Below are 25,671 nucleotides of genomic sequence, written 5' to 3'. Positions count from 1 at the left end.
GGTCGGCGTCTGTCGGTGATCGCGGTGGAGGTCACCGACGCGGCTCGCGGGAGGCTCGCCGCCCGCGCCACGCTCAGCTTCGCCGTCCTGGAGCCGCGCTGAGCCGGAGGCGAAAAAACGGTACTGAGCCGCAGGCGAAAAAACGGTGCTGAGGCGGAGGCGAAAAAACGGTGCCGAGCCGGAATGGGCGTCAGTCGACACTGAGTGCCGCGAGTGCACTGCGCACCCGCGCCGGCAGCGATCCCCCGTGCCTCAGCCAGTCGTCGAGGGCGATCCGAATCGAGGCCATCGTCAACGCGCCGAGCAGTCGCGGCCGCGGATCGTCGGGCACCAGATCGGCGAACCGGGGTGTGACCAGATCGGCGATCACGGCCTCGTACCTGAGGTAGATCTGCAGCGTCCAGGCGCTGAACACCGGTGATGAGCGCGTCAACATCGCCAGGTCGCGAACCTGCTCGCTGATCGCATCGAATCCGTCGCCGAGATCCTCGAATGCCATGACCACCGCCGCGGCGGCCGGTGACCCCGGCGGCTGTGCGGCGATCGCCGCGGTGATGCGATCCAGCCAGTGGGCGGTCATCCCGTCGGCGACCGCGTCCTCCTTCGCGCTGAAGTAGCGGAAGAACGTGGCACGACCGACTTCGGCGGCGGCGGCGATCTGCTCGACGGTCACACCGGCCAGGCCGTGGTCGGAGACGGTCTGCGCGGCGGCGGCCGCGATCCGCGCCCGGGTCGCACGTTGCCTGCGGACGGTCCAGCTCTCCGTTGATTTTCCACCTGAGACGCCGTCCATGATGAGACTATGTCTCATTGTGGATGCGAAGAGCAATCAATACGCGCCGGCGGCCCTGGAGTCCTGGAGGTTCGTCCAGCAGATGCTCGCGGACCTGACCACCGCGGTCGTCGAGGAGGCAACCAGCGAACGCGAGTTACTCGAGGGGCTTCGTGTGCTGTCGAAGGTGAGCGCGCTGTGCACCGAACTCTCGGTCGAGGCGGACCCGCACCGCCCGCACTTCTTCGACATGAGCACCGACACCCGGATGATCGGCGGCCCCAATCCCGACGGCCGATATCTGCTCGCCATGATTCGTGGTGACCGTGCCTACCGCATCGCCGGAACGCGCGGGAGCACCGCCTATCTCGGGTTCCAGGTGCTCGCGGGCACCGGCCTGACACCCCGGCGGATGGCCGGCTACCTCAGCGACACCGAACTCGACTGTGAAGCAGGCACATTCGAGATCGTACTGTCACCGTCCGAACCACCTCCCGATATCCTGGGCAACGCACAATGGGTACGGATCCCGACCGACGCCTCGGCGATCGTGGTGCGCGAGTACATCGGCGACAGCCGCGACGAAGAACCCGCATCGATGGCCGTCGAATGCCTGGACGGCGCAGAGCTGCAACCGATCTCCGACGCGGCGGCAGCCGAGGCGTTCACCGCGATGGCGTGGACCATGGTCAAGCTCGCCACCCTGCACCGCACCGTGAAGCCGGAACTGCTGACCCAGCCCAACACCCTGGTGACGGCCGCGGCTGCCGAACTCGGGGCCGCGGACACCACCCCCGACAACCTGTACATGATGGGCACCTTCTCGCTGACCGACGACGAATCACTGATACTCGAATTCGTCCCACCAGAGACCCGCTACTGGAACATCACGCTGGAGAACATCTGGCACGAGTGCCTCGAACCACGCCACCGGCACAGCTCGGTCACCAACAGGGGGGTCGAGCCAGACGACGACGGAAATGTCCGGATCGCCATCGGCGCCAGAGATTTCGGTCACGGGCATTGGCTGGACACCGGTGGCCGGCAGCGGGGATTCGTCATCCTGCGGTGGCTCGACAAACCCGATGCGCCGGCAGTGCAAGCCACGGTGCGACCTGGCGGAGCGACGGCGTGATCACCGGACGCCTCGATCCCGACCGACTCGTCGAGCAGTCGTGCCAGACCGCGGGCAGCGACGACTTCGGCGACGACGACACCTGGCGCGAGGGGCTGACCCGGTTGTGCGACGGGCTGGTTCACGAGGCCAGACTCAACGACCTCGGCGTCGAGATCGCCGCCATGGACGTCGTCCGGGCGTTGACCGGCCGACTGCAGATCGTCCGGTGGCGCAAACAGCATCCCGATATCGGCACCCGACCCGTGTGCCGACCCATCTTCATCGTGGGTCAGCCGCGAACCGGCACCACGATCCTGTTCGACCTGCTGTCCCAGGATCGCGCCCTGCGCCCACCGCTGACGTGGGAGGTCGACAATCCCTACCCGTTACCGCAGCCCGAAACCTACGACACCGACCCGCGGATCGCCGAGACGCAAGCCGCACTGGAGATGTCCGAGCAGATCGTGCCTGGTCTGCTGGCCCACCACCCGATGGGCGCTCTGGTCGGGCAGGAGTGTGTGCGCATCACCGCTGCGCAGTTCTGCAGCATGATCTTCTCGGTGCAGTACCGGCTGCCCGGTTACTACCGGTGGCTGCTGTACGAGGCCGACCATGGCCCGGCCTACCGATATCACCGGATGTTCCTGCAGCACTTGCAGTCCGCTGTCGCAGGGCCGGAATGTCAATGGCTGCTCAAATCCCCCGCTCATCTGTGGCAGCTCGACAAGCTGGTGGCCGAATACCCCGACGCACTGATCGTGCAGACCCATCGTGACCCGCTCAACGTCATCTCGTCGGTCAGCGCCCTGACCCATCACCTGCGCAGGCTTGCCTCCGGCGACTCCTCCATCACCGACTGTGCAGCGCAGTCCTGCGAGGAGATCATCGTCGGGCTGGAACGCGGCATGACGCTGCGCGACTCGGGCGCCCTGGCGGGACAGAAGGTGATCGACGTGCAGTTCGCCGATTTCATGCGTGATCCGCTGGCGACTGTCGCCACGCTGTACCGCGAACTCGGCCGCGATCTCGAACCCGGTGCCGAGTTGCGGATGCGGAAGTACCTGGAGGCCCATCCCGGCGATCGCGGTGGCAACAGATACCGATGGGCCGACACCGGCCTGGATGCCGACAAGGTGCGTGAACAGGTGCGCGGGTATCAGCAGCGCTACGGTGTGCCCGACGAGCCGATCAGGTAGCCGCCGCTACGTCGAGCGAAGCGGGCGGCCCAGCCGCCACGATTTGCGGGGACCGCGGATGTCCACCGAGCCTCCCACCACCTTGCCGGTGAGGATGACGTGCGGGTTGCCCTCGGCGGGGGCGTCTCTGCGGTGGTCGTGTGCGCTGCCCACATTGACCTCGACGTCGTCGATGGAGGCGCTGGCACCGTCGGGAAGCCGCAGATCGAGGCCGCCGAACTTCATGTCGAGTTCGATGACGATGATCGGTCCCGCGAACCGAGCGCGGGTCAGGTCCAAGTCGACCGACCCCATGCGTCGGTGCAGCGCCAACCGGCTGGGCACCACCCATTCGCCTTGCCGCTTCAAGGATCCGAACACGCCCCGCAACTCGACTCGGTCCGCCGCCGACGTCACGATCGCACCCGGGCCGGGCAGGTCGCCCACAAGGGTGTCGAGGTCGGAGCGCAGCCGCGCCCGCGACACCATCGCCGAACGTTCCTCGAACTCCCCGATGTCGATCAGCCCGAGTGCGACGGCGTTGTGCAATCGTCGCAGCGTGCCGTTGCGGTCGGCGTCGGAGATCCTCATCTCGACCGCGTCGGAGTGGGCATGGTTGATATCGGTCATGGCGTCCTCCACGGTACCGCCGTCAGCTGCGACAACCGGCAGAACCCGGTGTGATCCCGGCGATTCTCAGCCGAGGTAGTCCGGCGGCAATTCGTCGAGCATCCCCCTGAGCATCCGCACTGCGTACTCCGAACTGCCGCCTCCGACGATCAGTGCCGAAAAGGCCATGTCGCCACGGTATCCGGTGAACCACGAGTGCGACCCGCCCGCGAATTCGGCCTCCCCGGTCTTGCCGCGCACATCCCCCGCGCCCTGCAGGTCCTCGGCGGTGCCGTTGGTGACTACCAGCCGCATCATCGGCCGCAGACTGTCCACCACCGCGGGCGAGATGGGCGCGCCCTCACCGGTGATCTCGGTGTCGCGACCCTCGATCAGGTGCGGAACCGGGGTCCGGCCGGCAGCGACGGTCGCGGCTGCCATAGCCATGCCGAAGGGGCTGACCAGCACCTTGCCCTGGCCGAACCCGTCCTCGGTGCGTTCGGTCAGGTTGACCGTGGGCGGTACCGACCCGCTGACGGTGTCGATGCCCTCGATGTTGTAGTCCGGGCCGATGCCGTACTGCGCAGCGGCCTGGGTGAGGCCACGGGGCGGCATCCTGCTGGCGAGCTCGGCGAAGGTGGTGTTGCACGAGCTGGCGAACGCCCGCGACATCGGCACGGTCCCGAGATCAAAACCGCCGTAGTTGGGCACCGTCCGGTGGCCGATGTCCATTCGCCCCGGGCATCCGAGAAGTGTGTTGGGCGTGGCCATGTCACGTTCGATGGCCGCTCCGGCGGTCACGATCTTGAACGTCGACCCGGGCGGGAACAGGCCCATCGTGGCGATCGGGCCCTCCCGGTCGGCGGACGCGTTCTGCGCGACGGCCATGATCTCACCGGTCGAGGGTTTGATGACCACGATCATGGCCTGCTTGCCGGTCGTGTCGACGGCGTTCTGGGCGGCGTTCTGCACCGAGCGGTCCAGACTGATCGTCACCGACGGCGCGGGGTCGCCGGCCACCTCGTGCAGCACGTCGACGTCGACGCCGTTCTGGTTGACGGTCACCACGCGCCACCCGGCCGTGCCGTCGAGTTCGTCGGAGACAGCCGTCTTCACCTGGTTGACCAGCGCCGGCGCAAACGTGTCGTCGGTGGGCACCATCTCGGGCTGGGGCGTGATCACCACACCCGGCAGCGCTCCGATGGCCCCTACCACCGCGTCGTGGTCGACCTGACGCAGTGTGATCAGGCTCAACGGGCTCTTCTTCGAGCTGGCCAGTTCGGCGAGCCGCTGCGGATCCAGCGTGTTGTCGAAACGGTGCAGGGCACCGACGACTGCCCGCGCGGTGGGCATCAGTTCGACTCCGGCAGCCCGGGCATCCAGTGCGAAGTGGTACCGGTATCCGGGCACCAGAACGTCGGTGCCGCCGCGTTCGTTGACCGAGGCCCGACGGGGTGTCTCGGCGCGCAGGGCGAGCGTCTGGTTCTCCCCCAGCCTGGGGTGCACGCCGGTGGCGCTCCACCGGACCTCCCAGTTTCCCTCGTCGCGGACCATGTTGAGCTGTCCGTCGTAGGTCCACGTGCGGTCCTTGGGCAGATGCCAGGTGTAGCGGTAGGTGACGCTTCCGGTGTCCTCGGCGAACTTGGTGCTCAGTATCTGCGCGTCCAGACGTCTGGCCTGCAGGCCTGCCCACACCTCGTTGAGGGCCGCCCTCGCGGCCTCCGGTCGGTCGCTCAGCTCGGCGGCCGTCGACGTGTCACCGACCGCCAGCGCGGCGAAGAACTCCTCGGCCGCGGGTTCGGGGCCATTGGGCCGGGGGGTGCAGGCCGCGAGCGCGACGACCAACGCCGCCACCATCGCCAGGCCCGTTGCGCGTGATACGGATGAGAACAAAGTTGCCATTGAGGCTGATGTTACGAACCCGAGACCTCATTGCCGCGGAGGCGCACCGTCGGACGCGCCGAGATCCGACTTTTGCAGTCGGTGTTCACCAAGCGGCCCGCCCAACCCGGCCCCCAGCGGTGATGACACCTAGCCGTCGGCGGCGGGCGCACGCACCACCAGTGGCACCGCCGGGAAGTACGCGGCCATCTCCGAACGGGACGTCCGCAGCGCCGCGGTGCCGTAGCCGTGCTTGCGATGCTCGGGGTGAATCCAGATTCGGACGTCGACCTCGCCGTCGCACAGTTCGCCGAACACCATGCCGACTTTCGCCTCGCCGACCTCGGCCACCAGCCACACGGCCTCCTCGGCCGCGACCCGGGCGATGGCATCACGGATCTCGTCGCCGAGATCCCCTGCCGGCGTTGGGGTTCCGTCACCGGCCGACCGCACATCGTGGGTACGCGCGGCGAAGATGTCCCGGTCGACGTCGCCGGCGAAGGGTCGTAACATCAACCTGCGCGCGGACCTTCCGGCCTGTTCGGTGGACGTGAAGGACAGATCCCGACTGCTGAGGTTCTCCAATTCGGCGGCGATCCGTCGCCGCGAAACCTTGGTGAGCCGGTCGAACGACAACCGCAGAACGGCTTCGGCCGCCGCCGGCGACGTGCCGAGCAGGTCGCCGAGGGCTTCGATCGCCGCGTCGTAGTCATCGGATGCGACCACCACGTCGAGCACCTCGTGTCGACGTTCGAGTGCCCGGACGAGCGCGCCGGCGATCGCCCGGCGCTCCACCGTGATGTTCTGCTCGGTCATGAAGTGAAGAGTATTCGGCCGCGGAGTTCAGTCCAGCAATACGGTCGCGAACGACCCGACCTCGCTGAAACCGATCCGGGCGTAGGTCGCCCGCGCGACGGCGTTGAAGCTGTTGACATACAGACTCGCGATGCGACCGCTGCCCACGATTGCGGCCGCCAGTGCCGCGGTCCCGGCGGTCCCGATGCCACGCCCACGCCAGTCCGGATGCACCCACACGCCCTGAATCTGGCCCACGGCAGGTGACTGCGAGCCGACCTCCGCCTTGAACACGACCTGACCGCGTTCGAACCGGGCCCACGCCCGGCCGGCGGCGATCAGCCCGGCGACTCGGCGCCGGTAGCCCCGGCCGCCGTCCCCGGTGCGCGGGTCGATGCCGACCTCGCCGATGAACATGTCGATGGCCGCCACCAGATAGGCGTCGAGTTCTTCGATCCGGACCGGCCGCACCGCCGGATCGATCGCAGACACCGGCGCACCGCTCAGCGCCATCAGGGGCTGGTGCGCGCGGACATCGCGGGCCGGGCCCCAGACGTGTTCGAGGCGCTGCCACATCGGCAGGACCAACTCGGCGCGGCCGACGAGCGACGAGCATCGGCGCGCCTGACTCATGGCCTTGTCGGCGAACGCATTCAGATCGCTCAGCCCGCCCCGCAACGGGATCAGGTTCGCCCCGGCGTAACACAGTGATTCGCTGGCACGGCGTCGCGTCCACAGTTCGCCACCGATACCCGACGGCTCGATACCGTGCTCGGCGACGCGGGAGGCAACCATGCACGACGCGACCGGATCGTCGTCGAGTACCCGGCGAACCGCGACGATGTCGCGCACCACCGACACCCTTCGCTCGTCAACGAGGCGAAAAAGCGGAGGAGCCGACATCTGGACTCTTTCTGCGACATACCTTGAGCAGCAAGCCCCGCAACGTCGGGGCCGGACCTCAGCTTACGGTCACAACGGGCGAACCGCTGCCATCATCTGAACCGCGTTCTTCGGCGATTCGCAGCGCCTCCTCGATCAGGGTCTCGACGATGAGCGATTCGGGCACGGTCTTGATGACCTCACCCTTGACGAAGATCTGCCCCTTGCCGTTACCCGAGGCGACCCCGAGGTCGGCTTCGCGGGCTTCGCCCGGCCCGTTGACGACGCAACCCATCACCGCGACCCGCAACGGGATCTCCATGCCCTCCAGCCCGGCGCTCACCTCGTTGGCCAGCGTGTAGACGTCGACCTGGGCGCGTCCGCACGACGGGCACGACACGATCTCCAGCCCGCGCGGCCTCAGGTTCAGCGACTCGAGGATCTGGTTGCCGACCTTGATCTCCTCGACCGGCGGGGCCGACAGCGACACCCGGATCGTGTCACCGATGCCCTTGGACAGCAGCGCCCCGAAGGCGACGGCCGACTTGATGGTGCCCTGGAAGGCCGGCCCGGCCTCGGTGACCCCGAGGTGCAGCGGGTAGTCGCACTGTGCGGCCAGCTGTTCGTAGGCCGCCACCATGATGACCGGATCGTTGTGCTTGACGCTGATCTTGATGTCGCCGAAGCCGTGCTCCTCGAACAACGAGGCCTCCCACAGTGCCGACTCCACAAGGGCCTCAGGAGTGGCCTTTCCGTACTTCTTCATCAACCGAGGGTCCAGCGATCCGGCGTTGACACCGATGCGGATCGGGATGCCCGCCGCACCGGCGGCCTTCGCGACCTCCTTGACCCGACCGTCGAACTCCTTGATGTTGCCCGGGTTGACGCGGACTGCGGCACAGCCTGCGTCGATGGCGGCAAAAATGTACTTGGGCTGGAAATGGATGTCCGCGATCACTGGGATGTTCGCCTTCTTGGCGATCGCCGGCAGCGCGTCGGCGTCCTCCTGACGCGGGCAGGCCACGCGCACGATGTCGCAGCCCGAGGCAGTCAGTTCCGCGATCTGCTGCAGCGTCGCGTTGATGTCGTGGGTCTTGGTGGTGCACATCGACTGCACCGCGATCGGATGGTCGCTGCCGACCCCGACATCCTTGACCATCAGCTGGCGGGTCTTGCGGCGGGGAGCCAGGGTCGGCGCCGGCGGCGCCGGCATCCCCAGCCCGATGGACATGGTCATGGAATCTCCTACTGGAAGAGTCTGATGGGGTTGACCAGGTCTGCGGTCACGGTCAACAGCATGTAGCCGGCCACCAACACCAGCACGACATAGGTCGCGGGCATCAGCTTGAGGTAGTTCACCGGGGCGGCGGCCACTCTGCCGCGCGCCGACCGGATCAGGTTGCGCAGCTTCTCGTACACGGCGATCGCGATGTGACCGCCGTCGAACGGCAGCAGCGGAACCAGGTTGATGGCGCCGAGCACGAAGTTCAGCTGAGCGAGGAAGAACCAGAACGCCACCCACAAGCCGGCGTCGACGGTGTCGCCACCGATGATGCTGGCGCCGACCACGCTGATCGGGGTCTCGGGGTCACGCTCGCCGCCACCGATGGAGTCCACCAGCGCGCCGATCTTGGTGGGGATCTTGGCCAGCGCCTTGCCCAGCTCCACCGCCAGGTCGCCGGTGAAGGCGAAAGTCCCCGGTACTGCCGAGAGGGGGTTGTACTGCGTCGGCCCGAAATAGGCGCCGGTCACGCCGATGGTGCCGACGGCGGTGGGGACCGGCTCGGCCGCGCCGTCGTCACCGGCGACGAAGCGCTGGCTCGGGGTGACGTCGACCAGCGTGGTGAACTCACGGGTCTGACCGGCCTCGTCACGCTGCACCGTGAAGGTCGTCGGCCCGTCCAGCGGGCGCACGGCCGTGACCATCTCGTCGAAGGACGACACCGGGGTGTCACCGACCTCGACGACGACGTCGCCGGCCTGGATGCCGGCCGCCGCCGCCGGACTGGAGGCGATGCAGTCACCCAGATTGCCCTGTGTGACTTCAGATTTCACGCACGACGTCTCGCCCACCATGGCGTTGGTGGGCGGGTGGAGGTTGGGCAGACCCCAGATGACCGCGATCCCGTAGATCAACACCAGACCGATGACGAAGTTCATGGCGGGCCCGGCAGCGAGGACGGCGACCCGCTTCCAGGTCTTCTGCCGGTACATGGCGTAGGGACGCTCGTCCGGCGTCAGTTCCTCGACCGAGGTCATACCGGCGATGTCGCAGAAGCCACCCAGCGGGACCGCCTTGACGCCGTACTCGGTCTCCCCCAGCTTGTTGGGCCTGCGCGTGGACCACAGAGTCGGGCCGAAACCCACGAAGTATCGGCGGACCTTCATGCCGGTCGCCCTCGCGACCCACATGTGGCCGCACTCGTGCAGCGCAACCGACAGCAAAATGGCGAGTGCGAAGAGCACGATGCCGATCGTGAACATCATGTGGTGTCGGATCCCTGTCTGCTACCGGTTACTACCTGCGGGTTCGCGCTCAACGGCACGCCGGGCCCGGTCACGGGCCCAATCCTGCGCGTCGAGCACGTCCTCCACGGTAGCTGGTTCAGACGACCACTGGTCGGCAGCGCGCAGCACGTCGGAAATGGTTCTCACGATCGCGGGGAACGGGATGCGGCCGCGAAGGAAGGCTTCTGCCGCCTCTTCGTTGGCGGCGTTGTACACCGCTGTGAGACATCCGCCGCCGCGACCGGCTTCGCGGGCCAGGTCGACCGCCGGGAAGACCGCGCTGTCCAGCGGTTCGAACTCCCAACTCGAGGCCGTCGTGAAATCACATGCCGACGCGGCGCCGGCGACCCGAGAGGGCCAGCCCAGAGCGAGCGCGATCGGCAGTTTCATGTCGGGCGGGCTGGCCTGCGCCAGGGTCGAGCCATCGGTGAAGGTCACCATCGAGTGCACGATCGACTGCGGGTGCACCACCACCTCGATGCGGTCGTAGTCGACGCCGAACAGCAGGTGGGTCTCGATCAGCTCCAGGCCTTTGTTGACCAGCGACGCCGAGTTCAACGTATTCATCGGCCCCATCGACCAGGTGGGATGCGCGCCGGCCTGCTCGGGGGTGACGTCCTCGAGTTGCGCTGAGGTCCAGCCCCGGAACGGCCCTCCCGAGGCGGTGAGGACCAACGCGGCCACTTCATCGGCGGCACCGCCCCGCAAGCACTGCGCGAGTGCCGAGTGCTCGGAGTCGACAGGCACGATCTGCCCGGGCGCGGCCGCTTTGAGCACCAGCGGGCCGCCCGCGACCAGGGACTCCTTGTTGGCCAGCGCCAGCCGCGCGCCGCTGGTCAAGGCCGCCAGTGTCGGCTTGAGGCCCAGCGCTCCGACAAGGGCGTTGAGCACGACGTCCGCCTCGGTGTCCTCGACGAGCCGGGTGACCGCCTCTGGTCCCGAGTAGGTGACATCGCCGAGCGCCGTGGCGGCCACGGGATCGGCCACGGCGATGTTGGTCACCCCGGTCTGCGTGCGCTGCCGCGCGAGCAGATCGGGATTGCCCCCGCCGGCCGCGAGCCCGACCACCTCGAAACGGTCCGGGTTCTCGGCGATCACCTCGAGCGCCTGGGTACCGATGGATCCCGTACTACCCAGGATGAGGACACGAAGCCGTGCGTCGGATGCGCTCACCGGACCATTGTGACGCTCGCGGCCGCCGCGCTGCGGGCGAGTCCGAACCACCGGGTGAGACGGCCCGCGATTTATTACGTGAATGTGACATGGCCCTCGCAAACCGATCCGTCGTGGCCACAGCTGGGAATCACCTGTGTCAGCTCAGGACGGGCGACCATGTCCGTTCATGAAGGGATAGGAAAACATGAAGGTAATTCACCGGAAGTCAGCTGCGGTTGCGGGTCTTGCCGCATTCGCCATCTTCGGCGCGGCGGCATGTTCGAGCGAGGAAGCCGAGAGCAACGTGACCTCGGCGACCTCTGCGGCCGAGTCGGCCGTCGACTCCGCGACCGGCACCGAGGAGACCCCCACGACCAGCGCGATGGCCGATCCTGCCGCCAATCTGGTCGGCTCCGGCTGCGCGGCCTATGCCGAGCAGGTGCCGGAAGGCCCCGGTTCGGTGGCAGGTATGGCCATGGATCCGGTGACCGTCGCGGCGTCGAACAACCCGATGCTCGCCACGCTGACCCAGGCGCTCTCCGGCCAGCTCAACCCGGACGTGAACCTCGTCGACACGCTCAACGGCAGCGAGTTCACCGTGTTCGCGCCGACCGACGACGCGTTCGCCAAGATCGACCCGGCCACTCTCGAGACCCTGAAGACCGACTCGGAGCTGTTGACCAGCATCCTGACCTACCACGTGGTGCCCGGTCAGGCTGCACCCGACGCCGTCGCCGGCGATCACGAGACGGTTCAGGGCGCAACCGTCACCGTGACCGGTGCGGGCAATGACCTCATGGTCAACGACGCCGGCCTGGTGTGCGGTGGCGTGCAGACCGCCAACGCAACCGTGTACATGATCGACACGGTGCTGATGCCCCCGGCCGAGTAAGCACCCCGGCTAACCAGCACAGCTAACCAGAATCCCCCGGTGCGCCCCCGGCGCCCGGGGGATTCTGTGTGTTCGAATGTCCTGCCGTTGAGCCGATCCCGCGAAAATGCCGACAAACTTCAGGCAGACCACCCATCCGTCCCGCAACCCGTGCCGAATACCAGAGGTAACGATTCGGTACACCACAGTGGCCGCAGTGCCGGTTGCTGGAACGAAGGGAACTCGAGGACATGACGGTAAACGGAAAAACATTGGCGGGAACGGGATTCGCCGTGGCGGCGGCGATCGGCCTGTCGTTGGGATCGGCCCCGATGGCGGGCGCCCAGCCGGCCGGACCCGGTTGTGCGGCCTACGTGGAGCAGGTACCCACCGGTGCGGGCTCGGTTGAAGGTATGGCGATGGCGCCGGTCGCGGTTGCCGCGTCCAACAACCCGCTGTTGACCACGCTGACCGCGGCCGTCTCCGGACAGCTCAACCCGGAGGTGAACCTCGTCGACACCCTCAACGGCGCCGAGTTCACGGTGTTCGCGCCCACCGACGAGGCGTTCGCGAAGATCGACCCCGCCACCATCGAGACGCTCAAGACCGATTCGGCGTTGCTGACCAATATCCTGACCTACCACGTGGTTCCGGGGCAGGCCGACCCGATGCAGGTCATCGGGACCCATCCGACGGTGCAGGGCGCCGAGTTGACGGTCACCGGTGAGCCCAACCACCTCATGGTCAATGACGCCTCCGTGGTCTGTGGTGGCGTGCAGACCGCCAATGCCAAGGTCTACCTCATCGACACGGTGCTGATGCCTCCGATGTGACACCGAGGCGCAACGCCGCGGGGCGCGGTCACGGCGCTGGGAAGTGCTCGATCCAGTGACGTGCGATGTCGATGCGACGGGTGATCCAGACCCGCTCATGGGATTGCACGTGGTCGAGAAACCTCTCCAGCGCCGCGATGCGGGCGGGCCGACCCACCAGTCGGCAGTGCAGCCCGATCGAGAGCATCTTCGGGGCTCCGGCCGCCCCCTCGGCGTACAGCACGTCGAAGGCGTCGCGCAGATGCGCGAAGAACTGTTCGCCGGTGGGAAACCCGCCCGCGATCGCGAAGCGCATGTCGTTGGTGTCCAAGGTGTACGGGACGACCAGATGGTTCGTCCCGTCCACCGCGGTCCAGTACGGCAGATCGTCGGCGTAGGAATCCGAATCGTAGACGAAGCCGCCGTGTTCGACCACGAGCCGACGTGTCTGCGGCGAATCGCGCCCGGTGTACCAGCCGAGCGGGGCCTGCCCGGTCACCTCGGTCATCAATTCCACGGCCTCGACGAGGTGCGCGCGCTCGACCTCGGGTTCGACGAGTTGATAGCTGATCCAACGCAAGCCGTGGCAGGCGATCTCGTCACCGCGCTCCCGGAATGCCGACACGGCCTCGGGATTGCGCGCCAGCGCCAGCGCCACCCCGAAGACGGTCAGCGGCAACCCGCGCCGGTCGAAGGCCCGAAGCACTCTCCACAGCCCGGCCCGCGAGCCGTACTCGTACAGCGACTCCATGCTCAGGTGGCGGTTCGGAAACGGTTGAGCGGCAGTAATTTCGGACAGGAATGTCTCTGACGCCGGGTCCCCGTGGAGCACGTTGCTCTCCGCACCCTCCTCGTAGTTCAGCACGAACTGCACCGCGATCACGGCATCGTCGGGCCACTGCGGGTGAGGCGGGTGCGGGCCGTAGCCGATCATGTCCCGCGGATAGCTGCCGGCAGGGCCCAGGGTCATTCAGGCATTCTGGCAGGCGCGCAGCGCCTCCGTCGGCCCGCGTGCGGCGTCGTCCCTTCTCAGCGCCGGACTTCGGCGATGATCGTCTCGGCGAACCTGTTGATGGGGTCGCGGAATCGGTCGACCCCACCGCCGCGGACGTTCGTGTCGCCCATCCACGGTGCGCACATCACCGCGGTGATGCCGACGTCGTCGGCGCGCTTGTAGAGGTCCGGAGTCGGGGGCTCGAGCAGCGCCAGCAGGATGTCGAACGGTTCGTCCCCGCGTCCGTACTCACGGCGCAACTCGCCCAGCCGTCGCGCATACCCCACCGCGTCGTCCCAGCCGTAGGCATAACCGACCCAGCCGTCGCACAGTCGCGCCGCGCGGCGCAGTGCGGCCTCGGATTCGCCGCCGCACAGGATCGGCACCGGGCCCGGCGGGTGGGGTTCGATCATCATCTCGGGAACCTGGTAGTGCTCGCCGCTCCACGACACCCACCCACCGCCCCACAGCGCTCGCAATGCCGGGATCATCTCGTCCAGTCGTCGGCCACGGTTCTGGAAATCCTGGCCCATCAGGGCGTACTCCTCCCGCATCCAACCCACGCCGACCCCGAGCGAAACCCGTCCGCCGGAGATCACGGAGGCGGTGGCGACCTGCTTGGCCACTGCCAGCAGAGGTCGGGCGGGCGCCACGTAGATCGCGTTGGAGAACCGCAACCGGGTGGTGACCGCCGCCATCGCACCGGTGAGCACCCAAGGGTCCGGCCAGCCGGTCTCGGGCGACCAGGGCGGCTTCCGGTCGGGCGAATCGGGGTAGCTCGACATCAGCGCACGCGGATAGATCATGTGGTCGGCACAGATGACCCCGTCGAAACCGGCTTCGTCGAGTAGCTTTGCGACCTCGATCGCGTCAGCTACGGCCATGAACGGGGTGCCGCTCCAGAATTGCATCCGCTGCCTTTCCTCGGTCCCTAGTTTCTTTATCGGACATTGCGGGCAGCATCAATGCCATGCCTGCACTGTTGTGGTTCCGTCGCGATCTGCGACTGTCCGACCTGCCCGCCCTGCTCGCCGCCGCCGACGTCGACGGAGACGTGCTCGCCTGCTACGTGCTGGACCCCCGGTTGAAGGCCTCGGCCGGCCCCCGCAGATTGCAGTACCTCTACGACGCGCTCCGCGACCTGCGCGACGCTCTCGACGGGCGACTGCTGATCACCCGCGGTGACCCGAAGAACCGGATTCCGTTGCTGGCCAAGGCCGTCAAAGCCACGTCGGTGCACGTGTCCGAGGACTTCACCCCGTTCGGACAGCGCCGGGACCAGCAGGTGCGCGACGCACTCGGCGACGTCGAGATGGTGGCGACGGGATCGCCGTATCTGGTGTCGCCGGGCCGGGTCACCAAGGACGACGGAACGCCGTACAAGGTGTTCACCCCGTACTTCGCGTCCTGGCGCAAGCACGGCTGGCGTGCCCCTGCCGAGTCCGGGGCGGGCTCCGCGAGCTGGATCGACCCGGCGGAGGTCTCCGGAAAAACCACCATCGTCGACATCCCCGATCCCGGCGTCGTGCTCGAACTGCCGGCCGGTGAGCAGGCCGCCCGGCGGCAGTGGGAGGAGTTCACCGGCGCCGGACTCGCGGGTTACTCCGACGATCGCAACCGCCCGGACCTCGACGGCACCAGCAGAATGTCGGCGCACCTGAAGTTCGGCACCATCCATCCGCGAACGATGGCAGCCGATCTGGGTCAGGGCAAGGGTGCGCAGGCGTACCTGCGGGAGTTGGCGTTCCGCGACTTCTACGCCTCGGTGGTCAACGAATGGCCCGACAGCGTGTGGTGGAACTGGAACAAGTCCTTCGACCGCATCGAGGTCGATGAGGGCAGCGACGCAGAGCAGGCGTTCGAAGCGTGGAAGGCCGGCAGGACGGGCTTTCCGATCGTCGACGCCGGCATGCGTCAGCTCGCCGAGACCGGGTTCATGCACAACCGGGTCCGGATGATCGTGGCATCGTTCCTCGTCAAGGACCTGCACCTGCCGTGGCAGTGGGGCGCCCGCTGGTTCCTCGAGCAACTGGTCGACGGCGACATGGCCAACAACCAGCACGGGTGGCAGTGGGCTGCCGGATGTGGAACCGACGCGGCGCCGTACTTCCGCGTGTTCAACCCGACCACCCAGGGTTCGAAGTTCGATCCCTCAGGCGACTACGTGCGTCGCTACGTCTCCGAACTGGCCGACCTCGATGCCGCGGTGGACGTGCACAAGCTGGACGGCAACCGGCCGGACGGCTACCCCGAACCCATCGTCGACCACGCCCAGGAACGGCAGGAGGCGCTTCGCCGGTACGGCGCCCTGAGCTGAGCGTCCGACTACTTGAGCATCAACCCGGCGTCCACCGGCAACGCCACCCCGGTCAGGTGCCGGCCCGCCGGTCCGCAGAGGTAGACCATCGTCTCGCTGACGTCGCCCGGCTCCATCATCGGGATCGTCAGCAGCGGCCGCTGCGACTCGCCGAACGACGGATGCTCGGCGACGAAACCGGCCATGGCCTCGTTGAGGACCATGGGAGTGGCGACGCCGCCGGGGTGTACCGAGTTGACCCGGATGTTCCTGCTCGCCAGCGACGTCGCGAAGTGCCGCATCAGGCCGACGACGCCGTGCTTGGCGGCGGTGTAGCCGGCCGCCCCGTGGCTCATGCTGTCGAAATCGGTGCTGACGGACTTGAACCCGGCCGCCGAACTGGTGATGACGACGGCTCCCCCGTCGGGATTGTCCAGCATCGCCGGAAGGGCGGCGTCGACGGTGAAATAGACGCCGTTGAGCATCACGCCGACGGCGTCGGTGAACGCGGTGATGTCGCGGCCCTGCGCGCCGGCTGCGGGCAGAATGCCCGCGTTGGCGAGCACAAAGTCGAGACGCCCGAACTCCTCGACCCCCCGGGCGACCACTTCGGCCAACCGGTCACGATCGCGGACGTCGCCGCGCTCGGCCACGATCCGCCGACCGGTCTTCTCGACCAGGCGCACCGTCTCCTCGAGATCCTCCGGGGTCGCCATCGGGTACGCGACGCTGTCGAGTTGATCGCACAGATCGAAGGCGATGACGTCGGCGCCTTCCTCGGCGAACCGGATGGCATGTGCGCGCCCCTGCCCACGGGCGGCTCCGGTGACGAAGACGACCTTGTCCGTGAAGATCCCGGGCGCGAGTTGTGATGCCATGATCGGCGAGCCTACTGCGCCACCACTGCGCAACCCGCGACTCTACGTCCGGCGGTAGTAGACCTGTGTCAGAATTGACCCACAAGCCGCCCGATCATAAGGAGCAGCCGTGGCAAACACCGAGGTGGAACGTCATACCGGCGTCGACGTCGAGGACGTGCCGTCCGCCGAGTGGGGCTGGTCCAAGGAGAATCCCCGCATCATTCAGATCGGTGGCCTGATGGGGGCCGCGTTTCTGCTGCTGATGCTGCACGGCAATCACACGGGGCGCGTCGAGGACTGGTTCCTCGTCGGCTTCGCGGCACTGGTCCTCGGCGTGGTCGCCCGCAGCTGGTACGTGGGCCGCAACAGCGCCACCAGGTAGTTCCGGCTCAGACCGAATGCAGCCGGCGGCCATCCCGCTCGTGTAGCCGGAACAACACCTCATCGGATGCCACTCCATCGGCGCTGACCTCGCAGCGACCGGCCGCAACAAGAGCGTGCCGCTTGAATGCCGTCGCCGCCACGCTCAGCGGGTGGGCAGCGGGTTCGAGGCGGTCTCCGAAGCCATCGGATCCTGGCCGGCCCCAGACGATGACCTCGGTCAGCCCTTCGGCCACTACGCGCGCCACGTCGTCTCGGACCAGCACGTCATCGGTCAGCAGGTCGGCACCGACCGCGATCGCTGCCGCCCCCGAAAGCCCACGGAGCACCGCTGCGACGTCGGTGTCGAGTTCCTGCGCGCCGACTCCGAGCACCGCCAGCGGACGCATATCGCAGGGGCGAGTCAGCAGCACGCTGACATCCCAGCCCGCTCGGGCCCGGTCGCAGAGGAATCCGCCGACGGACTCGACGACGTCGCTCACGCCGGTCCCGAGCACGACGAGCCGATAACGATGCAGGCCGCTCTCGGCAGCGGAGTCACCGTCGGAGCGCCACCGCGGCGCGGCCACGCCCGACCCATCGCGATTCGTCAACGCATCAAGCCACCCTTCGGCGCCGCCGGTGTCGCGCCTCAGACAGCGTGACACTTCTTCGGAGATCTGTAAAGAGTGCGCATCACCGGTGCCGGGCGGTGGCCGCTGCGGGACACCCCCAATGCGCCTCCGAAGCAACGGTTTCCGCAGGATGTCGCGGACAACTCTCAGTGGAGATGATTCGCAGGCGCCAACGGCAACGCCGTGGTGATGGGCGTGAGCGCTTCGGACAGACCCGCCGCCCCGCGGATCGCGACGAACGCCTCGATCATCGCGTCGGTGACCTCGTGCGGATCGTCGACCGTGCGATCGTCGGTGAGCACCGAGATGGACAGTTGATCGACGTAGCTCCAGACGGTGATGTTCATTCCGCTGCCGGCGACGATCGGCCCGACCGAGTAGATCTCGTCGACCGTCGCGCCCTGGATGACGCCCCGCTGCCGGGGTCCCGGCACATTGGAGATCGTCAGGTTCATCACGCTGGCGGATTCGACCCGCCGTGCCTGCGTGCGGAAGATCCCCGGCGTGACACCCGGCGGCAGGTACGACAGCCAGGACGGGATCAGGGTCGGACCGAGCAGCTGGTGATTCTCCTTCGCGATCGACGTCGCCGTCGCCGTGAGCCTGACCCGTTCGAGTGGGTCGTCGACATGGACAGGCAATGACGGTGTCATGTAGGTGAATTCGTTGCCGGTCAGCCGTTGCGGCGAGGTATTGAAGCTCACCGGCACGCCGGCGATCAACGGGAAGTCGGCCTTGCTGTCGTAGCGCAACAGAAGCTGTCGCAGGGCGCCCGCGGCCGTCGCGAGCACGATGTCGTTGAGGGTGACGCCGAGATGCTTGGCCGTCTCCTTGACGTCGGCCAGCGACAACGGCGCGGTCGCGAACCGCCGTCCCGGGGTGACGACGTGGTTGATGAACGTCGGGGGTGGGGCGAAATTACGCGCCAGGTCGGGATTTCGCCCACGCTCCCTGGTCTTCTCGCGGACCCGCGCAACGCCGGTGGCGGTCTCCTTCATCAGCCGCGGCAGTCGCCGAATCAAGCGCACGTGGTCGCGCCCGGCCGCCGTGAGGAGGCTCGCAGGTGTTCGCGTTGCCGCATCCGTGGCAGCGAGCGCACCGCTCACCTGCGGCTCGTGCGGCTGGAGCGCCATGGCCAGTTGATTGGCCGAGGCGACCCCGTCGGCCAGCACATGGTGGACCTTGTGAATGATCGCGATGCGGTTGTCCGCCAAGCCCTCCGCGATGTACATCTCCCACAGCGGATAGCGCCTGTCCAACGGCGTACCGGCGATCTCCCCGATCAGCTGGTCGAGTTCACGACGCCCGCCCGGAGCGGCGACCCGCGCTCTGCGGAGGTGGTAGTCGAGATCGATCTCGGCGTTCTGCACCCACATCGGGTGATGGAACTTCAACGGGATGTCGATCAGTTGATAACGCAGCGGCGCCAGCGCGTGCAGGCGCACCCCGGCGACCGCACGGAAGAGGTCGAAGTCGTAGCCCTCGACCTCGGAGACGTCGAGCACACCGATCTTGAGGGTGTGCATGTGGATCTCCGGCGTCTCGCTGTACAGCATCATGGCGTCCACGCCGTTGAGCCGCTTCACCTGCACCCCGTTCGTTTCGACCCACCGTCGCACCCCCAGGCGGAGGCCGTGATCCTGGTACCCATTCCACAGGGGTTTGGCGCCGCAGAGGGCGTCTTCGCCCAAACTGACACCGCGTGTTGCCACAATCGCCATCGGCATCGTCGAACCCGGCCGCACTGGGCATGACATCGGGGTCAGGGTTTGTAAAGTCGTGCATTCAGAGTTTGTAGAGTCACGGTGTGAGGATGAACAACAGCGGCGCCGCCGGGAGTTCCCGATGAGTCTGGTCGCCGGAAGTGGTCCGCTCAGCCGCGACCGCGCGGGCCGGCTCACCCCGCCGATCGCCGACGACCTCGTCTACATCGAGCCGCATCCGCGGCGCATACAGGCGATCCGGGACGGCCACGCGGTGATCGACACCGAACGCGCGCTGCTCGTGCATCGCCGGGGCCACCCGTTGAGCTTCGCGTTCGCCGCTGACGAGATCGGTGGCCTGCCGGCGACGCCGGTGCCCGAAGCTCCCGGTTACGTGGTGGTGCCGTGGACCGATGTCGACATCTGGCTCGAAGAGGGTCGGCGGCTGGTGCACTACCCACCCAACCCCTACCACCGGGTGGACTGTCGTCCGACGACCCGGGGTCTGCGCGTCGACGTGGCGGACACCACGCTGGTCGACACCGTCGACACGGTGATCCTGTTCGAGACTGCGCTGCCACCCCGGCTCTACGTCGACCCCTCCCTGGTGCGGACCGAACTGCTACGACGATCGCCGACAACCAGCTACTGCAACTACAAGGGGTTCGCGACCTACTGGAGCGTGACCGTGGACGGCGCCGTCGTCGACGACGCGGCGTGGAGCTACGACGAGCCGCTTCCCGAGAGCCTGCCGATCAAGGGCATGCTGAGCTTCGACGAGACCAAGCTCGACGTGCGCGCCGGGCTGCCGCAGCCCCGCCCCTGACCGATCTTCCGCCGGAATTGCGTTCCAGCAGCGGAAATGTGAGTCGCGGCCTGCCGGAATGCAATTCCGGCAGGCGACCGACCGGCAGTTCCCCGAAGCGGGTCCGGTGATGCCACACCTTCGGTAGGTTCACCCGGGTGCCGACGACGAACCGCCAGATCCTGTTGCGCCGCCGCCCAAAGGGTTTGGTTGCGCCCGAGGACACCGAGTTGGTGACAGGGACCGCCCCCGAGCCCGCCGAGGGTGAAGCCCTGGTGCGCACCACCTATGTGGGGTTGGACGCCGCGGTCAGGACGTGGCTGGACGACCAGCCGAGCTACCTGCCACCGGTGCAGCTGGGCGAGTGCATCCGGGCGGCAGGAATCGGTGAGGTCGTGGCGTCGCGATGTGCCGCCTACGCCGTCGGTGATGTCGTGACCACCTTGACGGGGTTCCAGGAGTACACGATCGTGCGCGACGACCTGTTCACCACACCGGTGCCGGGTCCCGGCGACCAAGTGGATCAGCGTGCCGTCATGTCGGTGTACGGACCCACCGGCGCCACCGCGTACTTCGGTATGAGTGGGGTCGGCCGGCCGCAGCCGGGCGAGACCGTGGTGGTGTCGGCCGCCGCGGGCGCCACCGGGTCGATCGCCGGGCAGATCGCCAAGATCGCGGGTGCCCGCGTGGTGGGCATCGCCGGCGGACCGCACAAGTGCCGAGCGGTGGTGCAGGACTTCGGTTTCGACGCGTGCATCGACTACCGCCGGGACGGGCTGCCGGCAGCTCTGAAAAGGGAATGTCCGCGCGGGATCGACGTCTACTTCGACAATGTCGGAGGTCCCATTCTCGATGCCGTGCTCGGCCGACTGGCCCACAAGGCGCGGGTGGTGCTCTGCGGTGTGATCTCCAGCTACCTCAACGGCGAGCATCCCGGGCCGCCGAATTACGTGAACCTGCTGGCCAAGACGGCGACGATGCAGGGCTTCAACGCCCTGGACGAATGGGGCCGCTTCGACGAGGCCTTCGCCGCCCTGCGGCAGTGGGACGACGAGGGTCTGCTGGTGCACCGTGAGCACATCTTCGAGGGCATCGAGTCGTGCGTCGACGCGCTCAACGGTCTGTTCACCGGGGCCAACATCGGCAAGACGCTGGTCCGGGTCGGCGGCGCCTGACCCCGTCACCTACCGCTGCGTGATGACCGAGGTGCCGAACTCTTCGATCGCGTCGAGCGTGTGCGCCAGGCTGTCGCCGGGCACCGACACCTGAATCCATGTCACCCCGACCTTCTCGAGGTCAGCGACCCCGGCGAGGAACGCGTCGGCGTCGAAGGCGTCGTCGCCCGGGCTGCCGCCGACCCCGTTGGTGAAGGTGACGTCGACACCGGCGGGGTCACGACCGGTGGCCTCGAGGCGGCGGTGCAGATCGTCGATTCCGGCGGCGAGGCTCGCGACCGAGTCGAGAGTTGCGGTGCGCGCCGTCGCCGCGAGTGCCGCGGGCGCCCGGAACGGACACCAACCCTGGCCATGGGTCGCCACCCGCGCACGGGCCGCAGAGGTGTTGCCGCCTATCCAGATCGGCGGATGGGGTGCGCTGATCGGCTTCGGGTGCGCGGTGATGCCCTTGGCGCTGAAGTGCTGCCCGTCGACAGACACGTCCTCGGTGGTCCAGATCTGTCTGATGACCTGGAGGGACTCCTCGAACAGTGCGGCCCGGTCGTCAAAATCCACACCGAGCGCGGCGAACTCGCGCTTGAGGTACCCCACACCGACCGCCAGCGTGAACCGCCCACCCGACACCAGGTCCAGCGTCGCGCCTGCCTTCGCCACCACAAAGGGGTTGCGGTACGGCAGCACGACGATGTTCGGGATCAGCCGCATCGTCGTCGTGTGAGCTGCTGCGAATCCCATTGCGACGAACGGGTCGAGCGCATCATGCCCGCCGGCCTCCAGCCACCGCTGCGAGGGCGCGGGGTGGTCGGTGAACCCGAAACCGCCGAAACCCGCAGCCTCGGCGGCGGCGGCCACCCGCGCGATGCCCGACCCGGTGACGAGCTCCGGGTTGTACGGATGGCTGTGCATCGGATGGGTGATGGCGAACTGCATGCTCAGCTCTCCTCGGCTCGGCGCGGACCAGAACTTTCTTCTCCAATATTGAGAATGTCGTTACCATGCAGGCGGCACAATGTACAGCGATACCCGCGCCAGGAAGATGGAGCCACCGATATGAGCAGGCCCGAGATCGGCGTGTATCTGCCCCAGATGGGCTTGTCGTTCGACGACATGCTGCACCGCACGCTGCGGTGCGAGGAACTCGGCCTGGACTCGCTGTGGCTCTACGACCACCTCTACGGACCGGGAATGCCGGACTACCCGTCCATGGAGGCATGGACACTGGCCACCGCCCTGCTCGCCCGTACCGAGCGGATCCGGATCGGACACATGGTGCTGTGCAACCAGTTTCGCCATCCGGTCACGCTGGCCAAGATGGCGACCACGCTGGACCAGATATCGCAGGGTCGCCTCGCGCTGGGAATCGGCAGCGGTTCGATCGACGACGAGCACCACCGTGCCGGATTGGAGTGGGGCACCTTCGCCGAGCGGTCGGCACGTCTGGGCGAGACGCTGGAGATCCTGCACCAGGTCTTCTCAGGTGAGCGGATCAATTTCTCCGGCAAGCACTTCACCGTCTCGGACATGCCGATCAAACCCGGGCCGGTCCAGACGCCCCGTCCGCCGATCGTGGTCGGCGGGGTCGGCGAGAAGTTCACGCTGCCACTGGTGGCGCGCTACGCCGACGTGTGGAACGTACCGACCTACGCGCTGGGCGACATCGGGCACAAGATCTCGGTGCTCCGGTCGATCTGCGAGGACATCGGTCGCGATCCGCAGACCATCGTGCTCTCTGTCGAGGCGGTGATGGCACTGGCTCCGGACGACGCATCGCTGCCGAAGGTCCGCAGCCTTGCCGAAAAGCGTTTCGGCGTCCCTGGATTCGGTCTGCACGAGGCGGGGTTGATCGGCACCCCACCGGCAGTGGTCGACCGCCTCGGTGAGCTCATCGCGATGGGGTTCGGTCAGATCGTGCTGTTCACCCACGACCGCTGTTCCGACGAGACGCTGGAGTTGCTGTCATCGGAGGTGATCGCCCGACTCTAGCTGCACCGATCGGCAGGCGGTGCGTACTGGGGCCGGCCCAGACCGAGCGCATGCTGGGCGATCATGTTGCGGAACACCTCGAGCGTGCCTCCATAGACACCGGTGGGTGACGCCAGTCGGAACACGTACTCCGCTCCCCCGTCGCCGGCAGCGCCGCCGGTCCCCCTCGGCAGGCTCGACGGGGCGCCGAGGATGTCCATCAGATCGGGGGTGAGGTCACGAAGGGTCTGGGCGATCGCCACGCGGCCGAACATCCCCGGGGTGCTCAGAGCGACCTCCATTCGAGCGACGCTGCGGCCCAACCGGTATCCGACGGAACCCTCGGAGATGTCGGCTTCACCGGCGATCGTGTCAACCGCTTCGGCGAGCAACAACGCATGCTCGGTCATCACCGCGAGCTTGTGCAGGCCGCTGTCGTCGAGTTCCACCGTGCCGTGTTCGGCATTGAGCGCCTCGCGGAGCACCGCCCAGCCGCCGTTGACGGGGCCGACCCGGTACCTGTCGTCGATCCGGACATCGCTGTAGAAGGTAATATTGGTGCGGTCGCCGTCGACGGTGCGGATGGGCTGGATGTCCACTCCCGGCGAATCGAGAGGGACCAGGAACATCGTCAGGCTCTGATGCTTGGCGGCCGCGGGGTCGGTGTTGGTGATCAGGAAGACGTACTGGGCATGGTGGGCGTTGGACGTGAACATCTTGGAGCCATTGACAACCCAGCCCGCTCCGTCGCGCACCGCGCGGGTCTTGCAGGTCGCCACGTCTGAGCCGCCTTCCGGCTCGGTGTAGCCCAGACACAGTCGGTGGTGCCCACTCAGCACCTTGCCGAGTACCTCGTCCTTCAGTTCGGGCGACCCGAACCGGTTCACCGCGGTGGCGACCATCGACGTGGTGCCCCAGTGGAACCACGGTGCATGCACGCGGCCGATCTCGAGTTCCCAGATCCGGCGACGCACCGCAGTGAAGCCTCCGGCCGCCTCGGGCAGCCAGTCGCGTTCGAGGTATCCGGCCGCCCCGAGCGCCAGATGGACGCCTTCGTCGAAGTTGTCCCCGGTGATGCGATCGCGGCGGATGACGTCGTCGGTCACCACCGAGGCGAGAAACGAACGTAGCTCCGCCTGGAACTCCCGATCCTCGTGGGACAGCTCTACCTCGGAGAAGTCCATGCCCAGCAGCGTGACATTCCGGCGATACTTTGTAAAGCTGTGCTGGACCAGGAAGAAGGGCGGCCACTGTGGGGATCGTGACGACGACGTCGGAGACGGCATTCACCCAATCTCCGGAGGAGATCTACGACTTCGTGACGAACCCGGCCAATTGGCCGAAGACCTACCCGGGTAGCGCGCACGTCGGCACGGTGCCCGAGAAACTGCCACTCGCGGTGGGTGACACCTGGACCGAGAACGGTCCCGACGGCACGCGTATCTTCACCTGGCACCTCGCGATCGCGATGCGTCCGAAGCTGTGGATGTTCAACTCCGTCGGCAATCTCGGCCACGACGCCGACGGCACCGGTGGCATGCCGGGCCGGATCACCGTGCAATACAAGTTCACCCGTCCCGGCGAGGGCATCACATTGTTCAGCCGCACCATGACCGTCGAGGCGTTCAAGGACTCACCGCTACCGGATGGCTTCTTCCGCACGGTCAACCCGGCCCACATCGACGCCTACCATCAGGCGGTCGCCCGAGAGTTGGCTTAGCGCAGCAGGGCCCGCCGCAGCGCCGCACCCTGGATCTCGAAGAGCTGCGAGCTCGTCTCCCCGTCGGGCACCAGAGAATCGAACCCGTGACAGGTGCCCGGGAAGACGTGCAGCTCGGTGGTGACCCCGGCCCACATCAGCCGCAGCGCATAGTCGATCGCCTCGTCGCGGAGCGGATCGAGTTCCGAGCAGGTGATCAGCGCACCGGGTAGGGAGGTCAGGTCGTCCGCACGCGCAGGGGCCGCATCCGCGGTCGCCCGGGTATCTGCCAGGTAGTGACGCCACATCCATTCGACCGCGGGACCGTCGAATCCGGGGGTGGCGGTGAACTCGTCCTTCGACGGTGTCGGCCGGTTGTCGAGCACGGGTTGGTGCAACAGCTGGAACACAAGCGTCGGCGCCATTCCGGCGGCAGCGCGCTGGGCCAGCCGGGCAGCGAGGGCGGCCCCCGCGCTGCTTCCGGCCACTGCCAGAGCCTCGGAATCGATGCCCAGGGCCGCAGCACTGCCTGCCGCCCACTCGAGGACGGCGATCGCATCATCCAACGCTGCCGGGAACGGATCGTCCGGCGCCAGGCGGTAATT

At 67.4% G+C, this 25,671-nt stretch carries 26 protein-coding genes and 1 pseudogene; 11 read left to right on the top strand and 16 right to left on the bottom strand.

The genetic code is table 11. The features are described from left to right. Positions 1–102, top strand: a pseudogene (locus WA965_RS05195) (phenylacetic acid degradation protein); the annotation flags it as partial. Between the two features lie 88 nt (positions 103–190). Here the strand turns inward: WA965_RS05195 and WA965_RS05190 are convergent. Then, a complete protein-coding gene (locus tag WA965_RS05190; protein WP_526299482.1) occupies positions 191–793 on the bottom strand; it encodes a TetR family transcriptional regulator in 603 nt (200 codons plus the stop codon). Between the two features lie 82 nt (positions 794–875). Here WA965_RS05190 and WA965_RS05185 point away from each other — a divergent pair, with 82 nt between their 5' ends. After that, positions 876–1,907: a DUF1214 domain-containing protein gene (locus WA965_RS05185; protein WP_526299518.1), complete on the top strand. Its 1,032-nt coding sequence runs from the start codon at positions 876–878 to the stop codon at positions 1,905–1,907. Further along, on the top strand, positions 1,904–3,085 hold the full coding sequence (locus WA965_RS05180) for a sulfotransferase (protein ID WP_526299480.1): 1,182 nt from the start codon (positions 1,904–1,906) through the stop codon (positions 3,083–3,085). Before WA965_RS05185 ends, WA965_RS05180 begins: the two co-directional genes overlap by 4 nt. A 6-nt stretch (positions 3,086–3,091) precedes the next feature. Here the strand turns inward: WA965_RS05180 and WA965_RS05175 are convergent, their stop codons facing one another. From WA965_RS05175 to dxr, 7 genes are all read right to left on the bottom strand, one after another. Beyond that, complete coding sequence (locus WA965_RS05175) at positions 3,092–3,694, bottom strand: DUF1707 domain-containing protein (protein WP_526299478.1); 603 nt, start codon at positions 3,692–3,694, stop codon at positions 3,092–3,094. A gap of 66 nt (positions 3,695–3,760) precedes the next feature. Further along, positions 3,761–5,575 carry a penicillin-binding transpeptidase domain-containing protein gene (locus WA965_RS05170; RefSeq protein WP_526299476.1) on the bottom strand — a complete coding sequence of 605 codons (1,815 nt, stop codon included), beginning with the start codon at positions 5,573–5,575 and terminating at the stop codon, positions 3,761–3,763. 129 nt (positions 5,576–5,704) lie between these two features. After that, entirely contained in the window at positions 5,705–6,370 is a 666-nt protein-coding gene (locus tag WA965_RS05165) for a GNAT family N-acetyltransferase (protein WP_526299474.1), read from the bottom strand. A 27-nt stretch (positions 6,371–6,397) separates the two neighbouring features. Then, on the bottom strand, positions 6,398–7,252 hold the full coding sequence (locus tag WA965_RS05160; RefSeq protein WP_526447183.1) for a GNAT family N-acetyltransferase: 855 nt from the start codon (positions 7,250–7,252) through the stop codon (positions 6,398–6,400). 58 nt (positions 7,253–7,310) lie between these two features. After that, positions 7,311–8,462 carry a flavodoxin-dependent (E)-4-hydroxy-3-methylbut-2-enyl-diphosphate synthase gene (ispG, locus tag WA965_RS05155; protein WP_526297710.1) on the bottom strand — a complete coding sequence of 384 codons (1,152 nt, stop codon included), beginning with the start codon at positions 8,460–8,462 and terminating at the stop codon, positions 7,311–7,313. A 14-nt stretch (positions 8,463–8,476) separates the two neighbouring features. Further along, positions 8,477–9,718 carry a M50 family metallopeptidase gene (locus tag WA965_RS05150; RefSeq protein WP_526297700.1) on the bottom strand — a complete coding sequence of 414 codons (1,242 nt, stop codon included), beginning with the start codon at positions 9,716–9,718 and terminating at the stop codon, positions 8,477–8,479. 21 nt (positions 9,719–9,739) lie between these two features. Then, positions 9,740–10,912 (bottom strand): 1-deoxy-D-xylulose-5-phosphate reductoisomerase, encoded by a 1,173-nt coding sequence (gene dxr / locus WA965_RS05145; protein WP_526447181.1) that lies wholly within the window; start codon positions 10,910–10,912, stop codon positions 9,740–9,742. 187 nt (positions 10,913–11,099) lie between these two features. Here dxr and WA965_RS05140 point away from each other — a divergent pair, with 187 nt between their 5' ends. Both WA965_RS05140 and WA965_RS05135 read left to right on the top strand, forming a co-directional pair. Continuing rightward, a complete protein-coding gene (locus WA965_RS05140) occupies positions 11,100–11,786 on the top strand; it encodes a fasciclin domain-containing protein (RefSeq protein WP_526297696.1) in 687 nt (228 codons plus the stop codon). 230 nt (positions 11,787–12,016) lie between these two features. Next, positions 12,017–12,598, top strand: a complete 582-nt coding sequence (locus WA965_RS05135; RefSeq protein WP_526297694.1) for a fasciclin domain-containing protein — start codon at positions 12,017–12,019, stop codon at positions 12,596–12,598. Positions 12,599–12,626: 28 nt separating this feature from the next. Here WA965_RS05135 and puuE read toward each other — a convergent pair whose 3' ends face one another. Together puuE and WA965_RS05125 are read right to left on the bottom strand one after the other, a co-directional pair. Then, positions 12,627–13,547, bottom strand: a complete 921-nt coding sequence (puuE, locus tag WA965_RS05130) for an allantoinase PuuE (RefSeq protein ID WP_526297692.1) — start codon at positions 13,545–13,547, stop codon at positions 12,627–12,629. Positions 13,548–13,606: 59 nt separating this feature from the next. Continuing rightward, on the bottom strand, positions 13,607–14,482 hold the full coding sequence (locus WA965_RS05125) for a TIGR03619 family F420-dependent LLM class oxidoreductase (protein WP_526297690.1): 876 nt from the start codon (positions 14,480–14,482) through the stop codon (positions 13,607–13,609). Positions 14,483–14,541: 59 nt separating this feature from the next. Between WA965_RS05125 and WA965_RS05120 the strand changes: the two genes are divergently transcribed. Beyond that, a complete protein-coding gene (locus WA965_RS05120; protein ID WP_526297688.1) occupies positions 14,542–15,888 on the top strand; it encodes a cryptochrome/photolyase family protein in 1,347 nt (448 codons plus the stop codon). A gap of 8 nt (positions 15,889–15,896) precedes the next feature. Here WA965_RS05120 and WA965_RS05115 read toward each other — a convergent pair whose 3' ends face one another. After that, positions 15,897–16,745: a mycofactocin-coupled SDR family oxidoreductase gene (locus WA965_RS05115; protein ID WP_526297686.1), complete on the bottom strand. Its 849-nt coding sequence runs from the start codon at positions 16,743–16,745 to the stop codon at positions 15,897–15,899. Positions 16,746–16,854: 109 nt separating this feature from the next. Between WA965_RS05115 and WA965_RS05110 the strand changes: the two genes are divergently transcribed. After that, positions 16,855–17,109, top strand: coding sequence for a DUF2631 domain-containing protein (locus WA965_RS05110; RefSeq protein WP_526297684.1), 255 nt, complete (start codon positions 16,855–16,857; stop codon positions 17,107–17,109). Between the two features lie 7 nt (positions 17,110–17,116). On the opposite strand, the gene WA965_RS05105 is transcribed toward WA965_RS05110, so the two are convergent. Both WA965_RS05105 and WA965_RS05100 read right to left on the bottom strand, forming a co-directional pair. Then, on the bottom strand, positions 17,117–17,701 hold the full coding sequence (locus WA965_RS05105; protein WP_526297682.1) for a hypothetical protein: 585 nt from the start codon (positions 17,699–17,701) through the stop codon (positions 17,117–17,119). A gap of 167 nt (positions 17,702–17,868) precedes the next feature. Further along, complete coding sequence (locus WA965_RS05100) at positions 17,869–19,308, bottom strand: WS/DGAT/MGAT family O-acyltransferase (RefSeq protein ID WP_526297708.1); 1,440 nt, start codon at positions 19,306–19,308, stop codon at positions 17,869–17,871. 259 nt (positions 19,309–19,567) lie between these two features. Here WA965_RS05100 and WA965_RS05095 point away from each other — a divergent pair, with 259 nt between their 5' ends. Both WA965_RS05095 and WA965_RS05090 read left to right on the top strand, forming a co-directional pair. Continuing rightward, complete coding sequence (locus WA965_RS05095; RefSeq protein WP_526297680.1) at positions 19,568–20,251, top strand: DUF427 domain-containing protein; 684 nt, start codon at positions 19,568–19,570, stop codon at positions 20,249–20,251. Positions 20,252–20,388: 137 nt separating this feature from the next. After that, positions 20,389–21,405 carry an NADP-dependent oxidoreductase gene (locus tag WA965_RS05090; protein WP_526297678.1) on the top strand — a complete coding sequence of 339 codons (1,017 nt, stop codon included), beginning with the start codon at positions 20,389–20,391 and terminating at the stop codon, positions 21,403–21,405. 9 nt (positions 21,406–21,414) lie between these two features. On the opposite strand, the gene WA965_RS05085 is transcribed toward WA965_RS05090, so the two are convergent. Further along, positions 21,415–22,335: an LLM class F420-dependent oxidoreductase gene (locus WA965_RS05085; protein WP_526297676.1), complete on the bottom strand. Its 921-nt coding sequence runs from the start codon at positions 22,333–22,335 to the stop codon at positions 21,415–21,417. Between the two features lie 120 nt (positions 22,336–22,455). Between WA965_RS05085 and WA965_RS05080 the strand changes: the two genes are divergently transcribed. Then, positions 22,456–23,388, top strand: a complete 933-nt coding sequence (locus WA965_RS05080; RefSeq protein WP_526297674.1) for an LLM class flavin-dependent oxidoreductase — start codon at positions 22,456–22,458, stop codon at positions 23,386–23,388. Here WA965_RS05080 and WA965_RS05075 read toward each other — a convergent pair. After that, positions 23,385–24,551 carry an acyl-CoA dehydrogenase family protein gene (locus tag WA965_RS05075; protein WP_526297672.1) on the bottom strand — a complete coding sequence of 389 codons (1,167 nt, stop codon included), beginning with the start codon at positions 24,549–24,551 and terminating at the stop codon, positions 23,385–23,387. The genes WA965_RS05080 and WA965_RS05075 overlap by 4 nt on opposite strands. A 68-nt stretch (positions 24,552–24,619) precedes the next feature. Here WA965_RS05075 and WA965_RS05070 point away from each other — a divergent pair, with 68 nt between their 5' ends. Continuing rightward, on the top strand, positions 24,620–25,087 hold the full coding sequence (locus WA965_RS05070; RefSeq protein WP_526297670.1) for an SRPBCC family protein: 468 nt from the start codon (positions 24,620–24,622) through the stop codon (positions 25,085–25,087). On the opposite strand, the gene WA965_RS05065 is transcribed toward WA965_RS05070, so the two are convergent. Continuing rightward, positions 25,084–25,671, bottom strand: a 588-nt coding sequence (locus WA965_RS05065; protein ID WP_526447179.1) for an alpha/beta hydrolase, incomplete at its 5' end; no start/stop codon positions are given. The genes WA965_RS05070 and WA965_RS05065 overlap by 4 nt on opposite strands.

The organism is Mycobacterium sp. (genome assembly GCF_049683935.1).
Lineage (GTDB): Bacteria > Actinomycetota > Actinomycetes > Mycobacteriales > Mycobacteriaceae > Mycobacterium.
The sequence above is the reverse complement of the archived record's forward strand: the minus strand, read 5'-3'. Positions and strand labels throughout refer to the sequence as shown.